General features: G+C 70.4%; 16 protein-coding genes, 1 tRNA gene and 1 pseudogene. 6 read left to right on the top strand and 12 right to left on the bottom strand.

The genetic code is table 11. From position 1 onward, the window contains the following. A pseudogene (locus tag AERO9AM_RS10330) lies at positions 1 to 650 on the top strand (hypothetical protein); the annotation flags it as partial. After that, positions 650 to 1036: a ribosome silencing factor gene (gene rsfS / locus AERO9AM_RS10325; RefSeq protein ID WP_159576056.1), complete on the top strand. Its 387-nt coding sequence runs from the start codon at positions 650 to 652 to the stop codon at positions 1034 to 1036. The pseudogene AERO9AM_RS10330 and the gene rsfS, both read left to right, overlap by 1 nt. 36 nt (positions 1037 to 1072) lie before the next feature. Here rsfS and AERO9AM_RS10320 read toward each other — a convergent pair whose 3' ends face one another. The 3 genes from AERO9AM_RS10320 to AERO9AM_RS10310 are packed head-to-tail and all read right to left on the bottom strand — an operon-like array spanning position 1073 to position 3891. Beyond that, positions 1073 to 2725, bottom strand: a complete 1653-nt coding sequence (locus tag AERO9AM_RS10320) for an alpha-amylase family protein (protein ID WP_159576055.1) — start codon at positions 2723 to 2725, stop codon at positions 1073 to 1075. Next, positions 2722 to 3678: a TIGR03557 family F420-dependent LLM class oxidoreductase gene (locus AERO9AM_RS10315; protein WP_159576054.1), complete on the bottom strand. Its 957-nt coding sequence runs from the start codon at positions 3676 to 3678 to the stop codon at positions 2722 to 2724. Before AERO9AM_RS10315 ends, AERO9AM_RS10320 begins: the two co-directional genes overlap by 4 nt. A 9-nt stretch (positions 3679 to 3687) precedes the next feature. Further along, on the bottom strand, positions 3688 to 3891 hold the full coding sequence (locus tag AERO9AM_RS10310) for a hypothetical protein (RefSeq protein WP_159576053.1): 204 nt from the start codon (positions 3889 to 3891) through the stop codon (positions 3688 to 3690). Between the two features lie 126 nt (positions 3892 to 4017). Between AERO9AM_RS10310 and fdhD the strand changes: the two genes are divergently transcribed. After that, a complete protein-coding gene (gene fdhD / locus AERO9AM_RS10305; protein WP_159576052.1) occupies positions 4018 to 4911 on the top strand; it encodes a formate dehydrogenase accessory sulfurtransferase FdhD in 894 nt (297 codons plus the stop codon). Further along, positions 4908 to 7286, top strand: coding sequence for an FdhF/YdeP family oxidoreductase (locus tag AERO9AM_RS10300; protein ID WP_201298618.1), 2379 nt, complete (start codon positions 4908 to 4910; stop codon positions 7284 to 7286). The genes fdhD and AERO9AM_RS10300 overlap by 4 nt, the downstream gene beginning before the upstream one ends. A gap of 63 nt (positions 7287 to 7349) precedes the next feature. Here the strand turns inward: AERO9AM_RS10300 and lysA are convergent, their stop codons facing one another. The 4 genes from lysA to AERO9AM_RS10280 form a co-directional block, all read right to left on the bottom strand. After that, the gene (gene lysA / locus AERO9AM_RS10295; RefSeq protein ID WP_159576051.1) at positions 7350 to 8609 is read right to left on the bottom strand and encodes a diaminopimelate decarboxylase; all 1260 of its coding nucleotides are present in this window, start codon (positions 8607 to 8609) and stop codon (positions 7350 to 7352) included. Between the two features lie 62 nt (positions 8610 to 8671). Further along, entirely contained in the window at positions 8672 to 9571 is a 900-nt protein-coding gene (locus AERO9AM_RS10290; protein WP_159576050.1) for a universal stress protein, read from the bottom strand. Then, on the bottom strand, positions 9568 to 11070 hold the full coding sequence (locus tag AERO9AM_RS10285) for an amino acid permease (RefSeq protein ID WP_159576049.1): 1503 nt from the start codon (positions 11068 to 11070) through the stop codon (positions 9568 to 9570). The genes AERO9AM_RS10290 and AERO9AM_RS10285 overlap by 4 nt, the downstream gene beginning before the upstream one ends. Positions 11071 to 11132: 62 nt before the next feature. Further along, positions 11133 to 12701 (bottom strand): aminotransferase class I/II-fold pyridoxal phosphate-dependent enzyme, encoded by a 1569-nt coding sequence (locus AERO9AM_RS10280; RefSeq protein WP_159576048.1) that lies wholly within the window; start codon positions 12699 to 12701, stop codon positions 11133 to 11135. Positions 12702 to 12821: 120 nt separating this feature from the next. Here AERO9AM_RS10280 and AERO9AM_RS10275 point away from each other — a divergent pair, with 120 nt between their 5' ends. After that, positions 12822 to 13757, top strand: coding sequence for a LysR family transcriptional regulator (locus tag AERO9AM_RS10275; RefSeq protein WP_159576047.1), 936 nt, complete (start codon positions 12822 to 12824; stop codon positions 13755 to 13757). A 122-nt stretch (positions 13758 to 13879) separates the two neighbouring features. Beyond that, positions 13880 to 13955: transfer RNA gene (locus AERO9AM_RS10270), tRNA-Ala, on the top strand. Positions 13956 to 14050: 95 nt separating this feature from the next. Here the strand turns inward: AERO9AM_RS10270 and AERO9AM_RS10265 are convergent. From AERO9AM_RS10265 to AERO9AM_RS10245, 5 genes are read right to left on the bottom strand one after another with little or no spacing between them, the layout of a single operon-like run. Beyond that, entirely contained in the window at positions 14051 to 15220 is a 1170-nt protein-coding gene (locus tag AERO9AM_RS10265; protein ID WP_159576046.1) for a Gfo/Idh/MocA family protein, read from the bottom strand. A 53-nt stretch (positions 15221 to 15273) separates the two neighbouring features. Further along, positions 15274 to 16329, bottom strand: coding sequence for a LacI family DNA-binding transcriptional regulator (locus tag AERO9AM_RS10260; RefSeq protein WP_159576045.1), 1056 nt, complete (start codon positions 16327 to 16329; stop codon positions 15274 to 15276). Positions 16330 to 16332: 3 nt separating this feature from the next. Further along, positions 16333 to 17220 carry a carbohydrate ABC transporter permease gene (locus AERO9AM_RS10255; RefSeq protein ID WP_159576044.1) on the bottom strand — a complete coding sequence of 296 codons (888 nt, stop codon included), beginning with the start codon at positions 17218 to 17220 and terminating at the stop codon, positions 16333 to 16335. Next, on the bottom strand, positions 17213 to 18181 hold the full coding sequence (locus AERO9AM_RS10250) for a carbohydrate ABC transporter permease (RefSeq protein WP_159576043.1): 969 nt from the start codon (positions 18179 to 18181) through the stop codon (positions 17213 to 17215). The genes AERO9AM_RS10255 and AERO9AM_RS10250 overlap by 8 nt, the downstream gene beginning before the upstream one ends. 1 nt (position 18182) lies before the next feature. Then, on the bottom strand, positions 18183 to 19466 hold the full coding sequence (locus AERO9AM_RS10245; RefSeq protein ID WP_159576042.1) for an ABC transporter substrate-binding protein: 1284 nt from the start codon (positions 19464 to 19466) through the stop codon (positions 18183 to 18185). Between the last annotated feature and the right edge of the window lie 93 nt (positions 19467 to 19559).

Below are 19559 nucleotides of genomic sequence, written 5' to 3'. Positions count from 1 at the left end.
CCGCGCCCGCCCATGTCGAGGCGGCACCGGCGGTCGCCGACGCCCCCGACCCCGAGCCGGAGCCCACCCTGTGGTCCGCTCTCGCCGCCGAGTCCGATGCGGGCCGGAAGAGCCCGGACGCCGAGGCCGCCCCGGGGCCCGACGCGATCGCGGGATCCTCCCTCAACCCCGCCTTCGGGGAGCGGGTTCTCGCCGAGCAGCCGACGCCCCCCGCGGTCGAGTCGTTCGACGCGCTCATCGTCGACAGCACCGGATCGCATCACGCCGCTCCGAACGCGCTCATCTTCCAGAACGCGCCGACAGGACCCTCGCTGGCCGGCCCCATCGCCTCGACCGGGGAGATCCTGATCACCGGCAGCTACGAGCTGCCGGCAGGGCTCGGCTCACGCGGTCACGCCGACGGCGTGGCCGACGGCAAGGAGGTCGACGCTGTGCTCGTCGACGGCGAGCTCGCCCCGGCGTCCTCGCCCACCCCGATTGCGGCCAGCGCCGCCATCGGCACGATCAAGCCGGCAGGCGAGGTCATCCGTCCGCCGGAGCCCGAGAAGGGCAACAGGCTCATGCTCGCGCTCACCGTCACCGCCGGCGCCCTCGCCGTCGCCCTCGTCGGCGCACTCATCGTCGCCATCACCACTGGAGCGTTCTCTTGATGCAGTCGCCCTCCGCCGCAGACATGCTGCAGATCGCCGCCGATGCGGCCCGTTCCAAGGGCGGGGAGGATCTTCTGGCGCTGAACGTCTCGGAGCCGCTTCCGCTCGTCGACATCTTCCTCCTCGTCACGGGCAACAGCGAGCGCAACGTCGCCGCGATCGCCGACGAGGTCGAGGACAAGATGATCGAGGCCGGCTACAAGCGCGTCCGGCGCGAGGGCCGCAGCGAGGCACGGTGGGTGCTGCTGGACTTCGGCGACCTGATCGTGCACGTCTTCCACGAGGAGGAGCGCACCTACTACGGCCTGGAGCGGCTCTGGAAGGACTGCCCCGTCGTGCCGATCGCCGAGCCCGCGCCGCTGCGCGGCTCCACCGATCAGGACTGAGCAGTCCGGCCCAGGCGACCCGCGCGAGCGGGGAGGTCAGCGCGCCTCCTCCGCGGCCCGTCCGGCGCGCAGCCAGCGGCCCTCGTAGCCGTCGAGTTCGACGTCCACGCGCCCTGACGAGGCGTCGATGTCGTCGCGATCCGACGCGAGCAGGTCGCGCAGGGGCGCCCACCGTGTCAGTTCGTCCCATTCGATCCGCGCCTGTGCGGACTGATCCGCGAGGTTGTGCAGCGCAAGGAAAAGGTCGGTCTCACCGACCGCGGCGTGCGCGAGGATCCGCGGATCGCCCGCATCCAGGACGACCGTGCGTCCCCACACGATCTCCGGGGTGGCGCGATACCGGCTGATCAGGTGCCGGATCCAGCCGTGCAGGGACTCGGGGTCGTTCCGCTGGGAACGGACGTTGACGCGATCCGGACCGTAGTCTCCCTCCGGGAGAGGGCGCACCAGCCGGTCCGCCGCGGACGAGAACCCGGCGGCGGGGCCGACCTGCCACTGCATCGGCGTGCGCACATCGAGGCGCTGTCCGGTCGGCGCGGCTTCACCCATGCCGATCTCCTCGCCGTAGTACAGCATGGGTGCGCCGGGCAGGGAGAACAGCACTGCGTACGCGAGGCGGAGCCGGCGCATGTCTCCGTCGAGCATGGGCGCGAGCCGGCGGACGACGCCGCGCCCGTACACGCGCGTGCGTTCATCCGGCGCGAACGCCGCGAAGACGCTGTCCCGTTCTTCGGGGGTGGCGAGCTCGAGGTTCAGTTCGTCGTGGTTGCGCAGGAACGTGCACCATCCCTGGCTGGCGTCCACCGACGGACGGTGCGTCAGCGCCCGGGCCAGCGGCGCCGCCCTGTGGGTGGCGAGCGCAGCCATCGCGGCGCTCATCGTGCTGAAGTCGAACTGGAGGTCGAGCTCGGTGCCGGGGTCGCCGAAGTAGGGCAGCTGGCCGTCGTGGTCGAGCCCGACCTCGCCGAGCAGCACGACGCCGCCGCGGCGCCGCCCGATGAAGCGGCGCAGCTCGCGGAGGAACGCGTGCGGGTGCTTGTCGTCTGCGGCGCCGGGGGCCTGGGTGAGGAACGGCACCGCGTCGATCCGGAAACCGTCGATGCCCAGCGCCAGCCAGTAGCCGACGACGCGCGCGATCTCGCCGCGGACGTCCGGGTTGGCGAGGTTGAGGTCCGGCTGGTGCCGGTAGAACGAGTGCTGATAGTACTGGCCGGTCCGCTCGTCCCAGGTCCACGTCCCGTCCTCTTCGCCGGGGAAGACGGATCCCGGATCCGGAGAGGGCCGATCCGACCAGATGTAGTAGTCGCGGAACGGGTTGTCGCGGGATGACCTCGCCTCGCGGAACCAGCGATGCTCGTCGGAGGTGTGGTTGATCACCAGATCCGTGATCACGCGGATCCCTCGGTCGTGGGCGGTGCGCAGGAACTCGACGAAGTCGCCCGCGGTTCCCAGCCGCGGGTCGATGCCGAAGGGATCGATCACGTCATAGCCGTCGTCGCGGTTCGGCGTTGGCTGGAACGGCATCAGCCAGATGCAGGTCACCCCCAGCTCGGCGAGGTACTCCACGCGTTCGCTGAGCCCCTGGAAGTCGCCGATCCCGTCGCCGTCGGAGTCCTGGAACGTCTCCGCGTCCAGGCAGTAGATCACGGCCGTGCGCCACCACAGGTCGCTGAGGTCCGCGGCCCTCATGCCGTCTCCCTCAGGGCAGGGAGCAGCTCCTTCTCGGCGCGCTCGAGGAAGCGGTGCTGGTCCTTCCCGACGTGGTGCAGGAAGACGCCGTCGAACCCCTCGCCGAGCCGGCGGACGCCGGCGGCGAGTTCCTCGACGGAGCTGGATACCAGCACGGAACCGCGCAGCTGCGCGTCGTCGGGCGGCCCGAACTCGTCGAACTGGTCGGGCAGGGCCAGGTCCCAGACGCGGTCGGCGGGGACGCCCGCGTGCCACCACTGATCGCGCGCCGCGGCCATCGCCTCCGCTTCGTCGTCCTCCAGGCAGAGGTGCACCTGCAGGTATGCCGGCCCCCGGCCTCCGGCCTGCCGATAGGCGGTCTTGACCCGGCTCGGCTCGTCGCCCTGCGGAGCGACCGTGATCAGGCCGTCCGCCCACGACGTCGTCTCGGCCGCAGTGTGCGGGGACACTGCGGCGGCCAGCAGCGGCGGCGGCACCTTCGGCAGGCTCCAGATCCGCGCCTGATGCATCTGGACGGTGCCGGCGGCCGAGACCAGCTTGCCGCGCAGCAGGTCCTGCATGAGCGCGGCGCTGGCGTGCAGCCGCCGGTCGCGCTCCTCCTTCGGCGGCCAGGGCTTGGCGATGATGTGCTCGTTCAGGGCCTCTCCGCTGCCGAGCGCGGCCCAGAACCGGCCCGGGAACATCTCCGCCGCCGTGGCGATGGCCTGCGCGAGCACTGCAGGGTGGTAGCGGCCGGCCGGCGAGGTCACCACGCCGATCGGGAACGCGGTCGACGCGAGTGCCGCGCCCAGCCACGTCCAGGCATGCCCGGAGTGACCCTGCCGGGCGCCCCAGGGAGCGAAGTGGTCGGAGCACATCGCCGCGTCGAAACCCGCCTCCTCGGCGCGCGCGACCACTCCGAGCAGCTCCCCGGGGGAGTGCTGCTCGTGCGAAGCGTGGAATCCGATCCGCATGCGAACCCCTCAGGACGCGCCGCCGCGGCCATCGCCGACGTCCGCGCGCTCGTCGTCCTCGCCCTCCGCCTGGCTCGGGTGCCCGGGCAGGACCGGATCCCGTCCGGTCTCCGGGCGGTCCGGATCTTCGCCCTCGGCCTGGCTCGGGTGCCCGGGAAGCGGGATCTCCTCATCGGGTGCGTCGGGCCGCGCGTTCTCCTGTGGCTGGGACATGAGCCACCTCCTTCTCGGCAGGCCCCTCCTGCCCGGCGTCACGCTACGTGCGGAGTCCGGCTCGGCCCAGGGGGTTGCCGTGTCGGGACGCACGCGGTAAGGCCTGCACGCGAGTAGGGTCAAGGTGTGGGACGCATCACGACGCGGCGACCGGTGACCAGGATCGTGCTGGGCGAGGCCGGCGGCAGCGGCACCCGCCGGGTCGACACGCTCGCGGTGGAGGAGCCGCTGGAGATCCGCATCGGCGGCGTCCCCCTCGCGGTGACCATGCGCACGCCCGGGCACGACGTCGAGCTCGCGATCGGCTTCCTGGTGTCGGAGGGCGTGATCGCGAATCCGTCGGAGTTCCGCTCCGCCATCCACTGCGGCGGGCCCGGCACCGGCGGCGCGGAGAACACCTACAACGTGCTGGATGCGACCCTGGCGCCGGGCGTCCGCGCCCCGAGCGGCGACGAGGCGCGACGCTTCTACACGACCAGCTCGTGCGGCGTCTGCGGCAAGGCCAGCATCGACGCCGTCGAGACGATCTCTCGGTTCGACGTCTCCGGCGACGACACGACGGTCGAGGCGGAGTGGATCGCGGCGCTGCCCGACCGTCTGCGCGCCGAACAGGCGGTGTTCGACAAGACCGGCGGCCTGCACGCCGCCGCGCTGTTCGACGCGACCACGGGCGAGCTGCTCGTGCTGCGCGAGGACGTGGGCAGGCACAACGCCGTGGACAAGGTCGTCGGCTGGGCGCTGCAGCAGGGGCGACTGCCCCTGCGGAACGTGGTGCTGCAGGTGTCGGGACGCGCGAGCTTCGAATTGGTGCAGAAGGCGACGATGGCGGGGATCCCGGTGCTCGCCGCCGTCTCTGCGCCGTCCTCGCTCGCCGTCGAGCTGGCGGACAGGGCCGGTGTGACGCTCGTCGGATTCAGCCGGGGGCGGTCGATGAACGTGTACGCGCACGCACGCAGGATCCGGATCGAGGGCGAGCCGGCCGACCGCGCGCAGGACAGGGAAGGGCAGGTGCAGCGGTGAGCGAACGGGCACAGGGCGCGGGGGCGCAGGATCCGGTTGAGGAGACGACGACCGGTGGCGTGGCCTTCGGGCTGCTGCCGGCGCAGCCGCGCCAGGGCGGATACGGCCCGGTGGCGAAGGGGGAGTGGTCGCGTTCGCCCTACCGCCACCCGGCTGCCGGGTGGGGCGCGGCGATGTCGGTGGGACGCGTGCTGGTGCGCGAGCGAGAGCCCATCGCCGGATCCCAGGCCATGGTCACCATGAACCACGGCCGCACCGGCTTCGATTGCCCGGGATGCGCGTGGCCCGACGATCGCGGCAATCTGCTGCTGGACATCTGCGAGAACGGCATCAAGCACGTCACGTGGGAGATGACGCACAAGCGCGTCGACCGCCGGTTCTTCGCCGAGCACACGGTGACGGAGCTCGCGAGCTGGACCGACTTCGACCTCGAGGACCAGGGGCGCCTCACCGAGCCGATGAGCTACGACCCCGCGACGGACAGGTACGTGCCGATCAGCTGGGACGACGCGTTCGCTCTCGTCGGCGAAGAGCTGCGCGGGCTGGCCAGCCCCGACGAGGCGGCGTTCTACACCTCCGGACGCCTCAGCAACGAGGCGACCTTCCTGTACCAGCTCATGGTGCGCGAGTACGGCACGAACAACCTGCCGGACTGCTCCAACATGTGCCACGAGGCATCGGGGCGGGCTCTCACCGCGTCCATCGCGACCGGGAAGGGCACGGTGGACCTCGAGGACTGGGAGAAGTGCGACGCGCTGTTCGTGCTCGGCGTGAACGCCGCCTCGAACGCGCCCCGCATGCTGACCGCGCTCGCCGAGGCGGTGCGCCGCGGTGCGCAGGTGGTGCACGTCAATCCGCTGATCGAGGCGGGAGCGACCCGCACGATCGTTCCGCACGAGTTCGTGGACATGGCGCTGTTCAAGAGCACCGACACCAGCACCATGAACCTCCAGGTGCGCCCGGGCGGAGACTTCGCGCTCATCCGCGGCATGGCGAAAGTCGTGTTCGAGGCGGCGCAGACCGATCCCGACGTGCTCGATCACGCGTTCCTCGCCGAGTACACGAACGCGTTCGAGGAGTACCGCGCGGTCGTCGAGGCGACGCCCTGGGACGAGCTGGTGACGCAGGCGGGGCTGTCCGAGGATCAGATCCGCGCAGCCGCGGCGGTGTACCTCGCGTCGGAGCGCACCGTGATCAGCTGGTGCCTCGGCGTCAGCCAGCACGAGCACGGCGTGGATACGATCCGGGAGATCGTCAACCTGCTGCTCCTGCGCGGCAACATCGGACGCGAGGGCGCCGGCCCGTCTCCCGTGCGCGGCCACAGCAACGTGCAGGGCAACCGCACCTGCGGCATCGACCACCGGCCGCCGGCCTGGACCGATCGCCTGGCCGAGGTCTGCCGCATCGACCCGCCCCGCCGCCACGGACTCGACACCGTCGGCACGGTCGAGGGCATGCACGACGGATCCGTGAAGGTGTTCGTCGGCATGGGCGGCAACTTCGTCCTGGCTGCGCCCGACACCGTCTTCACCGCGGAGGGCCTGCGCCGGTGCCGGCTGACCGTGCAGGTGAGCACGAAGCTCAACCGCAGCCACCTGGTGCACGGGGAGAAGGCGCTGATCCTGCCCTGCCTCGGGCGCACCGAGCGCGACCAGCAGGCATCGGGTCCGCAGGGCGTCACCGTCGAGGACGCGATGAGCATGGTGCACCTGTCCACCGGGCGCAAGCGCCCCGCGTCGGCGTACCTGAAGTCGGAGCCGGCGATCATCGCGGGCATCGCGAAGGCCACGCTGCCCGAGTCGCAGACGCCGTGGGACGACTACGTCGCCGACTACGACCGCATCCGCGACGTCATGGCGCAGGTGCTGCCCGGGTTCGAGGGATTCAACCAGCTGATCCGCAATCGGCACGGCTTCCGGATCCCGCAGCCGGCTCGCGAGCGCGTGTTCCGCACTCCGTCCGGCAAGGCGGAGTTCTCCCTGGCGGAGCTGCCCGACGTCATCCCGGCCTCGGCGGACACCCTGGTGCTGCAGACGATGCGCTCTCACGACCAGTGGAACACCACGATCTACTCGAACAACGACCGCTACCGCGGCGTGAAGAACCTGCGCGAGCTGATCTTCATGCACGTCGACGACATGCGTGACAGGGGCATCGCCGAGGGCGACCTCGTCGACATCGTCTCCACGTCGAAGGACGGATCGAAGCGCTCCGTCCAGGCGTTCCGGGCGATCGCGTACGATCTGCCCCGCGGCAGCGCGGCCGGCTACATGCCGGAGCTGAACGTGCTGCTCGGCCCGAAGGACTTCAGCGCGCAGAGCGATCAGCCGCTCATGAAGAGCATCCAGGTCACGGTGGCGCCCACCGCGGCCTGAACGCGGCACAGCACGAAGGGCCGGTGCGCTTCACGTGCGACCGGCCCTTCGTGCTGCGCCGGCTCAGAGGTCGCGGGCGAAGAGGTCGTCCCAGGTCTCCCGGCGGATCACCGCACGGGCCTCGCCGTCGCGCACGAACACCACCGGGGGGCGGCGGTAGCCGTTGTAGTTGTTCGCCATGGTGTGCGTGTACGCACCGGTCGCCGCGACAACGAGGAGGTCGTCGACGCGCACCTCGGGCAACCGGAGCGGGTCGATGAGCACGTCGCCGGATTCGCAGTGCCTGCCGACCACGACGACGTCCTCCACGGCCTCGTCGTGCAGGCGCCCGGCGAGCGCGGCCTCGTAGCGCTGCTCGAACAGCGCCACTTCGAGGTTGTCGCCCATGCCGCCGTCGACCGCGACGAAAGTCCGGGCGTCGCGCTTTACCGTGGTCACGCTGTAGAGCGTCACCGCGGACCCGTTGACCATGCTGCGTCCCGGCTCGATGATGATCTCCGCGCCGGCGGGGAGGTGGGCGTCGGCCGCCGCGAGCAGAGCCTCGACGTACCCGTCCACGGACGCCGGGTGCTCGTCGTACGTGTAGCGGGCGCCGAGGCCGCCACCCAGGTCGTACACGTCGAAGGTGCCGAGCGCCGCAAGGGGTGCGACGGCGGCGGCGAGCTCGGACGGATCCATGATCTGGGATCCGACGTGAGCGTGCACGCCGCGCATCCGCAGCCGCGGGCTCGCTTGGATCCGCTCGATCAGCCGCGCCGCCGCGGGAGCCGTCAGCCCGAACTTCGAGCCGACCTGCCCGGTCTGCACGTGCGGGTGCGTCGACGACTCCACCTCGGGGATCACGCGCACCAGCACGTCCTGCCGCTTGTCGGCAGGCACGAGGCGCTCGAGACGGTCGACGTCGTCCGAGTTGTCGATGACGACGAGCCCTACGCCCGCGTCGACGGCGATCCGCAGTTCCTCCGTCGTCTTCGCGTTGCCGTGCACCACCATCAGCGCCGGGTCGACCCCCGCCCGCAGGGCGCTGAGGATCTCCCCGCCGCCCGCGACGTCCAGCCCGACGCCCTCCTCGACCATCACGCGCTGCACGGCCGTGGCGGGGAACGCCTTGGAAGCGAAGACGACCCGCGCGTTCGGGCGGCGCGACGTCAGCGCCGTGCGGTACTCCCGCGCGCGCGCCCGCAGCGCGGACTCGTCGACGATGATCGCCGGCGTGCCGAACTCGCGCGCCAGATCGTCGACCCGGCACCCCGCGATGCGCAGGGTGCCGTCGTCGTCGATCGACGCGCCGGTGGGCAGGATCTCGAGGATGGGGTGCGGCATGTTCCGGGTCCTTGGGGGTCGGGGCGATCGCCGTCGATGCGATCACGGCGGGGAGTGCGGTGTCAGCCGGCGTCCAGGGCACGGCGCGGGACGATGACGACCGGCACCGGGGAGTGGCGTACGACCTTCGTGGCGTTCGAGCCGAGGAAGACCCGCGCGACCGGGCCGAGACTGCTGGATCCGACGACCAGCACCTCGTCCACGTCCCACTCCACGTCGTCGACGGCCGCCTCCCAGGTGTCGCCGAGCCCGATCACCGTGCCGGCGAGCTGAGGCGCGTGCGGCAGCGTGGAGATCTCGGAGAGGAGCTGCGTGGCGTGGGCGTGGATGTCGTCGGCCCATTGCTCGGCGATGCTGCGCTCGGCGTCGAGGCCCGCACCGGCGGCGCCGGAGACGTTCGGCACGACGGCGAACGATGCGATGCGCAGCGCGGCGCCGACCGAGGCAGCCACGGTCGCCGCGCCGAACACGAGGTCCGCCGAAGAGTCCGTGCCGCGGTAGGCGGCGGTGACGCGACCCACCCTGGCGCCTCCGCGGGTGCGGAAGCCACGCGGTGCGATGGCGACCGGCACCGCGGAGGCGTGCAGCAGCGCGTCGCTCTCCGAGCCCAGCGCGATCCGGCCGAGCGGCGCGGCCGACGACGACCCGATCACGATCATGCCGGCGTCGTGCTGCTCCGCGAGCTCCAGGAGACCGCGGCGGGCGGACGGCGCCTCGTGCACCACGAACTGCGCGGGCACCGTGCCGCCCAGGACGGCGGCGGCGTGGTCCAGCACCGCGTTCGCGGCGTCGCGGGTGAAGGTGTGCCACTCCGCGTCGTCTCGGCCGACCGTGCGCGGCCACGTCTCCGGGATCACGGTCGTGACGATCAGGTCGGTGTCCGCCGACCGCGCGAGCATCGCCGCGAGGTGCAGCACCGATGCCGATCGGCTCGCGGGATTCAGGCCGACGAGCAGGCTCATCGTTCGCCGTCCTTCCGTCGTGCGGCTGCGGCCTGGCGCACCGCATCGGTGCTGGGCTGGGCGACCGTGGTCGTGTACGGCAGGTCGGCGGCTGCGACGACCGGGTGGCCGACCGCCAGGGCCGAGTGCGTGCGTCCGTAGAACCAGTAGAAGACGAGGAACACGGCGGCCCAGATGAGGAACACCACGATCGTGATGACACGCAGCTGCGTGATGATCGCGATGCAGCCGATGATCGACAGGATCGGGATCGTCCAGCCCAGCGGCAGGCGGAAGCCGCGTTCGAGCTCGGGCTCGCGGACGCGCAGGATGATCACGCCGATCGACACCACGAGGAAGGCCACGAGCGTGCCGATGCTGGTCATCTCGGCGAGGAAGTTGATCGGCACCACGGCGGCGAGGATGCTCGTCGCGATCATCACGATGACCGTGTTGTTCACGGGCGACAGCGTGCGCGGGTCGACCTTCGCGAAGACGGGCGGGATCATCCCGTCCCGGGACATCGCGAACAGGATGCGGGTCTGGCCGTAGAGGCAGACCAGCGTGACCGAGAAGATGGAGATGATCGCCCCGATCGCGACGACGGTGCCCGGCCAGCTGGATCCGATGATGTTCTGCAGGATCGCGGCCAGGCCCGCGTCCTGGTTCTCGAACTTCTCCGGAGCCTGGGCGCCGAGGGCGGCGAGGCAGGTGAGCACATACAGGGTGATGATGATGCCGAGGGCGAAGATGATCGCCAGCGGCAGGTTGCGCTTCGGGTTCTTCGCCTCGTCGCCCGCGGTCGAGACGGCGTCCAGACCGACGAACGAGAAGAAGATGATGCCGGCGCCGCCGACGATGCCGGCGAATCCCGCGGGCGCGAAGTTGTGGAAGTGGTCCGCGTTCCATCCGGTGAACGCGACCGCGCAGAAGAACAGCACGACGGAGATCTTGACGACGACCATGATGCTGTTGACCAGGGTGGACTCGCGGGCGCCCCGCATCAGCAGCAGGCCGCACAGCACGATGACGATGACCGCCGGCACGTTCACGATGCCGCCCTGCTCCGGGGCCTGGGACAGCTGCACGGGCAGCTGCCAGCCGAACAGGTTCAGCAGCAGCTGGTTGACGTACTGCGACCAGCCGACCGCGACTGCCGCGGTGGAGACGCCGTACTCGAGCAGCAGACACGCGCCGACCGCCATCGCGGTGCCTTCACCGAGCGTGGCGTAGGCGTAGGAGTAGGTCGATCCGGAGACGGGCACGGCTCCCGCCATCTCGGCGTAGCAGAGGGCGGTGAGGCCGGCGACGACGCCGCCGATCACGAACGACCAGATCACGGCGGGACCGGCGACCGGCACCGCCTGCGACAGGATGAAGAAGATTCCTGTGCCGAGGGTGCCGCCGACGCCGATCATGGTCAGCGAGAAGAGTCCGATGCTGCGTTTCAGATGCACCTCGCCGGCGCCGACGGGCGTGGTCGGCTTCCGGCGCAGCAGCTGCTGGGCGATGGTGGGCATTCCAGTCTCCTTTGATTGGATGGGTGATCCTGCGCGCTATCCGGGTTCGGCAGGATCGGGGCTCAGTCTTCTCTCGTCACCCGGAACCGCGCTACATCGGGATCGACCGCGCCGCGGACGTATCCGCTGGGAGACGCGGCGACCGCCTGAAGGAAGGCGACGGTCTGCGCCGTGATCTCCTCGCCGGGGATGACGTTCGGGATCCCCGGAGGGTAGGCGGCCAGGGTGTCGGCCGAGATGCGGCCGATCGCCTGCGCGGCGGGGACGAGCTCGGTGCCCGCGAAGTACGCGTCGCGGGGGAGCATGCGCAGTGCGCCCGAGGGGGGCAGCGCGGGGAAGCCGGCGGCGTCGGCCTGAGCGCGCTCGGCATGAGCCTCCTCGGAGTCGACCGCCGTCGACAGCGCGCGATGCACGTGCTCGAGGTCGGGGGTCTTGCCGGCACCGATCAAGGCGACGAGCGCGGTGGCGGTCGAGATCTCGAAGTAGATGCCCTCGACCTCCAGGAGGTGCTGACGCAGCCAGTGGCCGCTCACGCCCGTCGCCGAGACGTCGATGGGGACCCGCAGCGGGTCGGTCGCGACGATGTCGTCGAACGCGCCGAATCCGTCGCTGAGAACCGAGAAGCGCGGATCCTCGCGCAGCGCGGTGCGGAAGGCGTTCGCTCCGGCGATCGACCGGCCGATCTCGCCGGCACCCGTCATCAGCGAGTGCCGCGCGATGTCGAGGGAGGCGGTGAGCAGCGCCGAGGACGACGTCGATGACGTGGTGGAGACGGCGCGTTCGATGAGCGGCTCGAGACGGTCGGCGTAGGGGCCGTCGCCGAGATGAAGCATGGCCGACTGGGTGAGGGATCCAGCGAGCTTGTGCGTGCTCGAGACGACGAGGTCGGCGCCCAGTCGGGTGGGCGATTCCGGCAGGTCGGGGTGGAACCCGAAATGCGGTCCCCAGGCGCCGTCCACGATCAGCGGGGCGCCGTGCGCGTGCGCGACCTCGGCAAGACCGGCGACGTCCGCCACGGAGCCGAAGTAGCTCGGCGAGACGATGTAGACGGCGCTCGCGGGCTGCCCGCGCTGGGCTGCGGCGGTCAGCGCGTCGTCGAGGGCGGTGGGGGAGACGCCGTGGGCGATCCCGTAGCGGGTGTCGACGGAGGGCAGCACGAACGACGGCGTGAGCCCCGCGGTGAGCACGCCGTCGCTGAAGCTCGAGTGAGCACTGCGTTGGGAGAGGATGTTCGCGCCGAGGCCGCGCACTGCGAGCGCCGCGATCCGGTTGGCCTGCGAAGCCCCGCCGGCGAGGAACCAGGTGCGCCGTGCTCCCCAGGCGTCGGCGGCGAGCTCGAGGGCCTGCGCCAGCGGCGAGTTCTCGCCGAGGTCGATGTCGTCGAGCAGCATCGGGACGTCGAGCTGCAGCACGCGCTCGCCGAAGTACTCCGCGAGACGAGCGCTGATGCCCCGGCCGTTGCCGCTGTGGCCCGGCACCATCAGCTGGATCGGCGCGCGGCTCGCGTGACGCTCCAGCGCGTCGGCGTAGGGCGTCGCATGGTGGCGGTCGGTGGCGGCGCCGAGCGGGATGCCCGGCTCGGACGCGGCCGCGGGCGACGGCGCGACGAGGACGGACTCGGAAGCGTGCATTCCCCCATGGTGAGGCTGCAGCGCTCGACGAGGAATCCCCCGAAGTTCGCTCAGCCCCCATATTCTGTATGTGACTCAGTGCTTCTCTGAAGCCGGATCAACATAGGAGGTTGGTGTCTCGTGGTCGATCTCCGTCAGCTCGAGGCACTCAGAGCGGTCCACGCCGAAGGATCCGTCACGGCGGCCGCGCGCTGGCTCGGCTGGGGGCAGCCCACGGTCGACTATCACCTCAAGAATCTGGAGCGCCTGGTCGGCGCCGAGGTGCTGGTGCGCTCGCCGCGGGGGAGTCGGCTGACACCGGTGGGGATGCTTCTGCTGGAGCGGGCGCAGGAGATCCTCACCCTCAGTGAGCGCGCGATCACCGATGCCCGGGAGCTGACCCAGACCGGCCGGACGCGGCTGCGCTTCGGAACCTTCACCTCGGCGGCGCAGCTGCTGCCCCCCGTCGTGCTGCGGCTGAACGATCAGGGGATCGAGCTCGACGTGGTGCTCGAGGAGGTGCCCTCGCTCGTGGATCGCAGCAACCGCGGCGAGGTCGATGCCGCGCTGGTCTACACGGTTCCCGGGTACGCACTCTCGTTCCGCTCCACCGTGGCGGCGATCGAGGTGCACCGGGATCCGCTCCTTCTGACGCTCCCGGTGGGCCATCCGCTCGCATCGCGCACCTCGATCGACGTCCCCACGCTGCTGACGCTGCACGACGAGCGGTGGATGTTCGCCGCGGCGCCGGGCGACTCCATGGACACAATCGTGGTCGACACGTTCGCCGCCGCCGGTCACACGCTCGAGATCGCGATCCGCACGGACGACTTCCAGGTCATGCTGGCCATGACCGGCGCGCGCATGGGGATCGGCCTGGTGCCCCGCCTCGCCGCGGTCGGGGCGCACCCCGGGATCGTGCTGCGACCGATCGACGATCCGGCGTTCGTGCGATCGGTCCTCGTGGCCGTGCCGGCGGCAGGATCCGGCCGGCGTCCGTCAGCGGCGGTGCGTCAGCTCGTCGCCGCGGTCCGTGACGGCTTCACCGCGCTGCGCGCCGAGGCGGAGGCCGAATGAGGAGCGCGGACGAGTGGTCCTCGGACACGCCCGGCGTCACGGAAACGAGGGCCCGATTCGCATCGGGCTGAGGCCGTGTTGTAAGCTGAGTGAGTTGTCGCGGGAGGCCGCGAACAGCATCTGGGCCTGTGGCGCAGCTGGTAGCGCACCTGCATGGCATGCAGGGGGTCAGGGGTTCGAGTCCCCTCAGGTCCACCACGAACCCCCGTGATCCGAGTGATCCCGGGGGTCTTGCCGTATCCGTGGCACGTCGTCGCTCTCGACGTGCCACGGATGCGCGGACGGCCGGCCCGCTACGCCTGACCGCGCTCGAAGTACGCGACGAGGTCGGGGTCGAGCGGGGGGACCGCGATGGCCGATCCGTCGCCGCGCAGGGAGTCGGTCGCCAGGATCCCGGCGGCCACCGCCTCGCGTGCGGCGATGGGTGATGTCTCGGTGAGGCCGCCGTCGCGGACGAAGCGCAGGAACTCCGCGATGAGCAGCGCGTCAGCGCCGCCGTGGCCCGCATCGCCGACGTCGGGGATGGTGAAGGTCTCGTCGGGTGCCGCGGCACCGCGGTGCCGGGTGTTCCACAGCGCCACCGTGCCGCCGGGGGCGTCATCGAGGTTCTCAATGCGGCCCTCGGTGCCGATGACCGTGTAGTTGCGCCAGTAGTCCGGGGTGAAGTGGCACTGCTGGTACGAGGCGAGCACGCCGTTGGTGAGATGCAGGTTCACCATCGAGATGTCCTCGACGTCGACGACCGGGTGCAGGCCCGTGAGCGAGGTCGGGGGCCAGTTGTCCAGACTGAACCAGTCGGGCATGCGCTCGCCGGAGCGATCGCGGCGGTCGTCGATCCCGCCGTACACCGACAGGGATCCCATCGCCGCCACCCGGTCGGCGTACGCTCCCGCCAGCCAGTGGATCACGTCGATGTCGTGGGCGCCCTTCTGCAGCAGCAGGCCCGTCGTGCGCCTGCGGTCGGCGTGCCAGTCCTTGAAGTAGTAGTCGCCGCCGTGGCCGACGAAATGGCGGCACCAGATCGCCTTGACCTCGCCGATGCGTCCCTCCGCGATCAGCTCGCGCATGAGGGTGATCACCGGCATGTGCCGCATGTTGTGGCCGATGTACACGCGCGTCCCGGTGCGGCGGGCGGTGGCGAGCATCTCGTCCGCGTCGGCGAGGTCGATCGCCATCGGCTTCTCGCAGAACACGGCGACGCCGGCCTCCAGGGCGCGGATCGCGACGGCGGCGTGGGCGTCGTCCGGCGTCAGCACGAGCACGGCGTCCAGCCCGCTGGTCAGGAGCTCGTCGAGGGAGTCGGTGATGAGGGCGTCGGGAAGATCGGCTCGGGCGGTCTCCCGCGCGGAGGCGGCGCTGTCGCACACGGCCGCGATGTGCGATCCGCGCCCGGGGCGATGCGCCTCCTCACGCAGGCTGCGACTGCGCGCGCCGTATCCGACGATGCCGATTCTGAGGTCCATGAAAGCTCCTTGGAGTGGGTGAGAGGGCGCGCACGAGCGCGCGACGATGAGGGTCAGCGCCGGGGTGCGGAGAGGTCGGTCGACTCGCCGGGCAGAAGAGACCAGGGGAACTCGTGCAGCCGCGGGGGACCGGCGTCCGCGGACAGCGCCCGTCGCACGATGATCTCGGCCTGCCGGCGGTAGAAGTCGGTGGGGCCGACGGTCGTCAGCGTCGGCGCGATCTGACGGGCGTCCGGTGTGTTGCCGACGCCGATGACCGCGACGTCGTGCGGCACGCGCAGCCCCAGCCGATGGGCGGCGTTGATGGCCGCGATCGCGGCGAAGTCGGTGGTCGCGTAGATCGCGGTCGGCCGCTGCGGCCTCGAGAGCAGGTCGAGCGCCGCGGCGAACGCGCTGGCGCTGGAATCGCCGTAGGTCGCGGTCAGTCCGGGGTCGAGCGGGATGCCGCGCTCCTCGAGCGCGCGCACGTAGGGCGTGTATCGGGTCGTCGTGCGGGCGCTGTTCTCGACCGCGCCGGCGGCAGCGAGGCAGCCGATCACCGTGTGCTGCTCGAGCAGGTGCGCCATCGCCATCTCGCAGCCGGGGATCGCGTCGGAGCGGATGACGTCGAACCCGTCCGGCTCCAGCGTCTCCGAGAACACGACCAGCCGCTGTCCGCGGGCCGCGAGCGCACGCAGCTTCTGGTGCGACTCGGCCGTGCCGTTGGCGCCGTCGAGGTAGGCGACGTCGCACTCGATGCGCTCGAGAGCCGCCCCCCAGTCGCCGTCGGCCAGGATGAGGGTGGTCAGGCCGTGGCGGTTCGCCTCCACGTTGACGGCATCGGCGACGGCGAGCGACCACGGGTCGCTCAGCATGTGCAGGGACAGCTGCACCGTGCCGGTGCGTCCGGTGCGGATGGCGCGCGCCGCGGAGTTCGGGCGGTAGTTCAGCCGGTCGGCGGCTTCGAGGACTCGCCGTGCGGTGTCCTCGGCGACCCCGGCGCCGCCCGCCCTGCGTCCGGAGAACACGTACGACACCGTCGCCGTGGACACGCCGGCGGCGTCGGCCACCGTCCGCAGCGTCGGGCGGCGGGGCGCGCCGTCCGCGCGGTTCTGCTCGCGATGCGGCATCCGTCAGCCCTTCGATCCGGAGAACGCGATGCCCTGGATGAACTGCTTCTGCAGGAACATGAACGTCACGAGCATCGGGAGCGTCGCCAGCAGCGCGCCCGCCATGAGCACCGGATAGTCGGTTGTGTGCAGGCCGACGAGCTGGGAGAGCCCGACCGACAGGGGCATCTTCTCCGGATCCGTCGTGACCACGAGGGGCCACAGCAGGTCGTTCCACGACCACAGCACCGTGAACACCACGAGGGCAATGATGCCAGGCTTCGCCAGCGGGAGCATGACGCGCCAGAACGTCTGCCACGGGTTGGCGCCGTCGATGCGCGCGGCCTCCTCGAGCTCCGCCGGCATCGACATGAAGAACTGCCGCATGAGGAATGTGCCGAAGGCGCTGAAGATGCCGGGGACGACGAGCGCCTGCAGCGTGTTCAGCCAGCCCAGCGACTGGATGATCTCGTACTGCGGCAGCAGGTACAGCTGCGACGGCACCATCAGCACCGACAGGAACAGGACGAACACGATGTTGCGCCCGCGGAACGGGATGCGGGCGAAGCCGTAGCCCGCCATGGTGCACAGCGCGACCTGCCCGACGGTGCGGCCGATGGTGAGCAGCACCGAGTTCGCGAACATCTGCCCGAACGGCATCGACGCGAACACCTCCGGGAAGTTCGTCCACACCCACGGCTGCGGGAGGATCACCGGCGGTACCGCGACCGATTGGGTGAGCGTCTTGAACGCGGTGAGCGTCTGCCACACGAAGGGGAAGATCATCGCGACGGCGCCGACGATCAGGACGAGGTGGACGAGCCCGTGACCGCGGGCGCGGCGCCCGGCGGGTCGGCGGGGCGCAGGCGCGGCGTTCGTCACCGCGCGCGTGTCGAGCGTGAGATCACTCATAGTGCACCCACTTCTTCTGCAGCCGGAACTGGATGACGGTCAGGATGAGGATGATGACGAGCAACAGGAACGCGATCGCCGCCGCGTAGCCGCGCTCGTTGTCGATGAAGCCCGCCTGGTAGAAGAGGTAGACGATCGTCTCCGTGTTCGGCAGGGCGGGGTTGCTCTTGCCGAGCATCATGTAGATGAGGTCGAACACCTGGAGGGCGCCGATCACGCTCACGACGCTGACGAAGAAGATCGACGGGCTCAGCAGCGGGATGGTGATGGAGAAGAACTTGCGGATCGGGCCCGCACCGTCCAGATCCGCCGCCTCGAGGACGGTGTCCGGGATGCCCTGCAGGCCGGCGAGGAAGATCACGACGTTGGTACCCAGGCCGGCCCAGATCCCGACGACGGCGACGGCTACCAGGGCCGTCGACGGATCGGTGAGCCACGACTTCCCCTGGATCCCGAACAGGTGCAGGAACTGGTTCAGCACGCCGTAGTCGCCGTTGTAGATCATGCGCCAGACGAGCGCGATCGCCGCGGGCATCGTCACGACCGGGATGAAGTAGAGAGTGCGGTAGGCGCTGCGGCCCTTGAGGCCCGTGGTGTTGAGCAGCGCGGCGATCGCGATCGCGATCGGGATCCCGATGAGAGCGATGACCGTGTACTCGGCGGTGTTCAGCAGCGCATGGACCAGGGTCGGATCCTGGAAGAGCCGGACGTAGTTGTCGAGGCCGACGAAGGTCGACCCGCCGAACGGACCGGTCTGCGTGAACGACATCGCGAACGTGCGCACGGTCGGCCACAGGTAGAAGACGAGGAGGCCGAGCGCGGTCGGGCCGATGAACACGAGCGCCCACCATGCCGACTGCCCGGGGCCGCGCCCCCGCCGGCCGGAGCCGGGGACGCGCCTGCGTCCCCGGTCCAGCTCGGAGATCGGAGCGCTCTCGCGCTGTGCGATCAGATCCGACATGTCACTTCTTCTGCTCGGCGTCGAGGGCGGCCTGCATCTTGTCGGCCAGCTGCTTCATGCCCTCCTCGGCGGGCAGTGTGCCGGCCCACACCTGCGACAGGATGTCGGTCTCGAACTGCGTCCATGTGGAGGTGTTCTTCGACACCGGGTAGGGGACGGCGTCCTTCAGCCCGTCGATGTAGAAGTGCAGGTCGTACTGGGGCATGGCCTTGACCCACGCGTCCTGCGTGCCGTTGTAGGCCGGGATCACGGTGCCGGTCTCGGCCTGGATCTCGGAGGCCTGCTTGCCGCTCGCGAAGGCGGCGAACGCCTTCGCCTGGGCCACGTGCGGGCTCTTCGCGTTCGCGACGTTGGCGAGACCGTGGATGACGCTCTGGTTGCCGTCCGGGCCCTGGGGAAGGGGCGCGACATTGACCTTGTCGGCGATGTCGGGGTTCTGCGCGTAGCCGATCGCCGACCACGAGCCGGTCTGCAGCATCGCCACCTTGCCGGAGAGGAACATGTCCTCCGGGGCCGTGTCGGTCATCTGCTGCGCGGTCGGGGAGGAGCCCGCCTTGATGAAGTCGAGCCAGAACTGGACGCCCTTGAGCGCCTCGGGCGAGCCGTAGCCGGTCTTCTTGTGATCGGGGCTGATCACGTAGCCGCCGGCCTGGGGGATGGAGTCGTAGTAGTTCTCCTGGCTGTACTGCGGTGCCGCGATGCCGTAGACGCCCTTGGCCTTGTCGGTGAGCTTGGCCGCGGTGGCGGTCATGTCCTCCCAGGTCCAGCCCTCCTTGGGGTACGCCACGCCGGCGGCGTCGAAGAGCGCCTTGTTGTACCAGACGGCGACCGTGTCGAAGTCCTTCGGGGCGCCGTAGATCTTCCCGTCGTAGGTGTACAGGTCGACGAGGCTCTTCGGGTACTCCGCCGTGTCGATCTTCTGGTCGTCGAGCGGTGCGAGCACGCCGTTGGACGCGTACAGCTGGATGTGCGGGCCGTTCATCCAGAACACGTCGGGGCCCGATCCGCCCGACACGGCGGTCTGCAGCTTCGTCCAGTACTCCTTGTTCGGCGTCAGCTGGATCTTGATCGTGACGTTCGGGTGCTCCTTGTGGAACGCGTCGGCGATCTTCTGCATGGCCGGCTGCTGGTTCTGGTCCCAGATCGCGTAGGTCAGGGTGACCTTCTCGGACGAGTCGGCGCTGCCGCCGGCGCTGCCTCCCGAGCAGCCGGCCAGGGCGAGGGCCGCGACGGCCGCGGCGGAGACGGCGGCGATGCCGCGGACTCGAGAGGACAGATGTGGCATGGGTATCAGGTGCTCCTTCGAACGAGATAGTGGCCGCAGGCCGAACGATGTTAATCGTTTAGATGACCTTAGCCGGATCCAATTCTGAGCACA

It is taken from the genome of Microbacterium sp. 8M, from assembly GCF_902506375.1.
Lineage (GTDB): Bacteria > Actinomycetota > Actinomycetes > Actinomycetales > Microbacteriaceae > Microbacterium.
The sequence above is the reverse complement of the archived record's forward strand: the minus strand, read 5'-3'. Positions and strand labels throughout refer to the sequence as shown.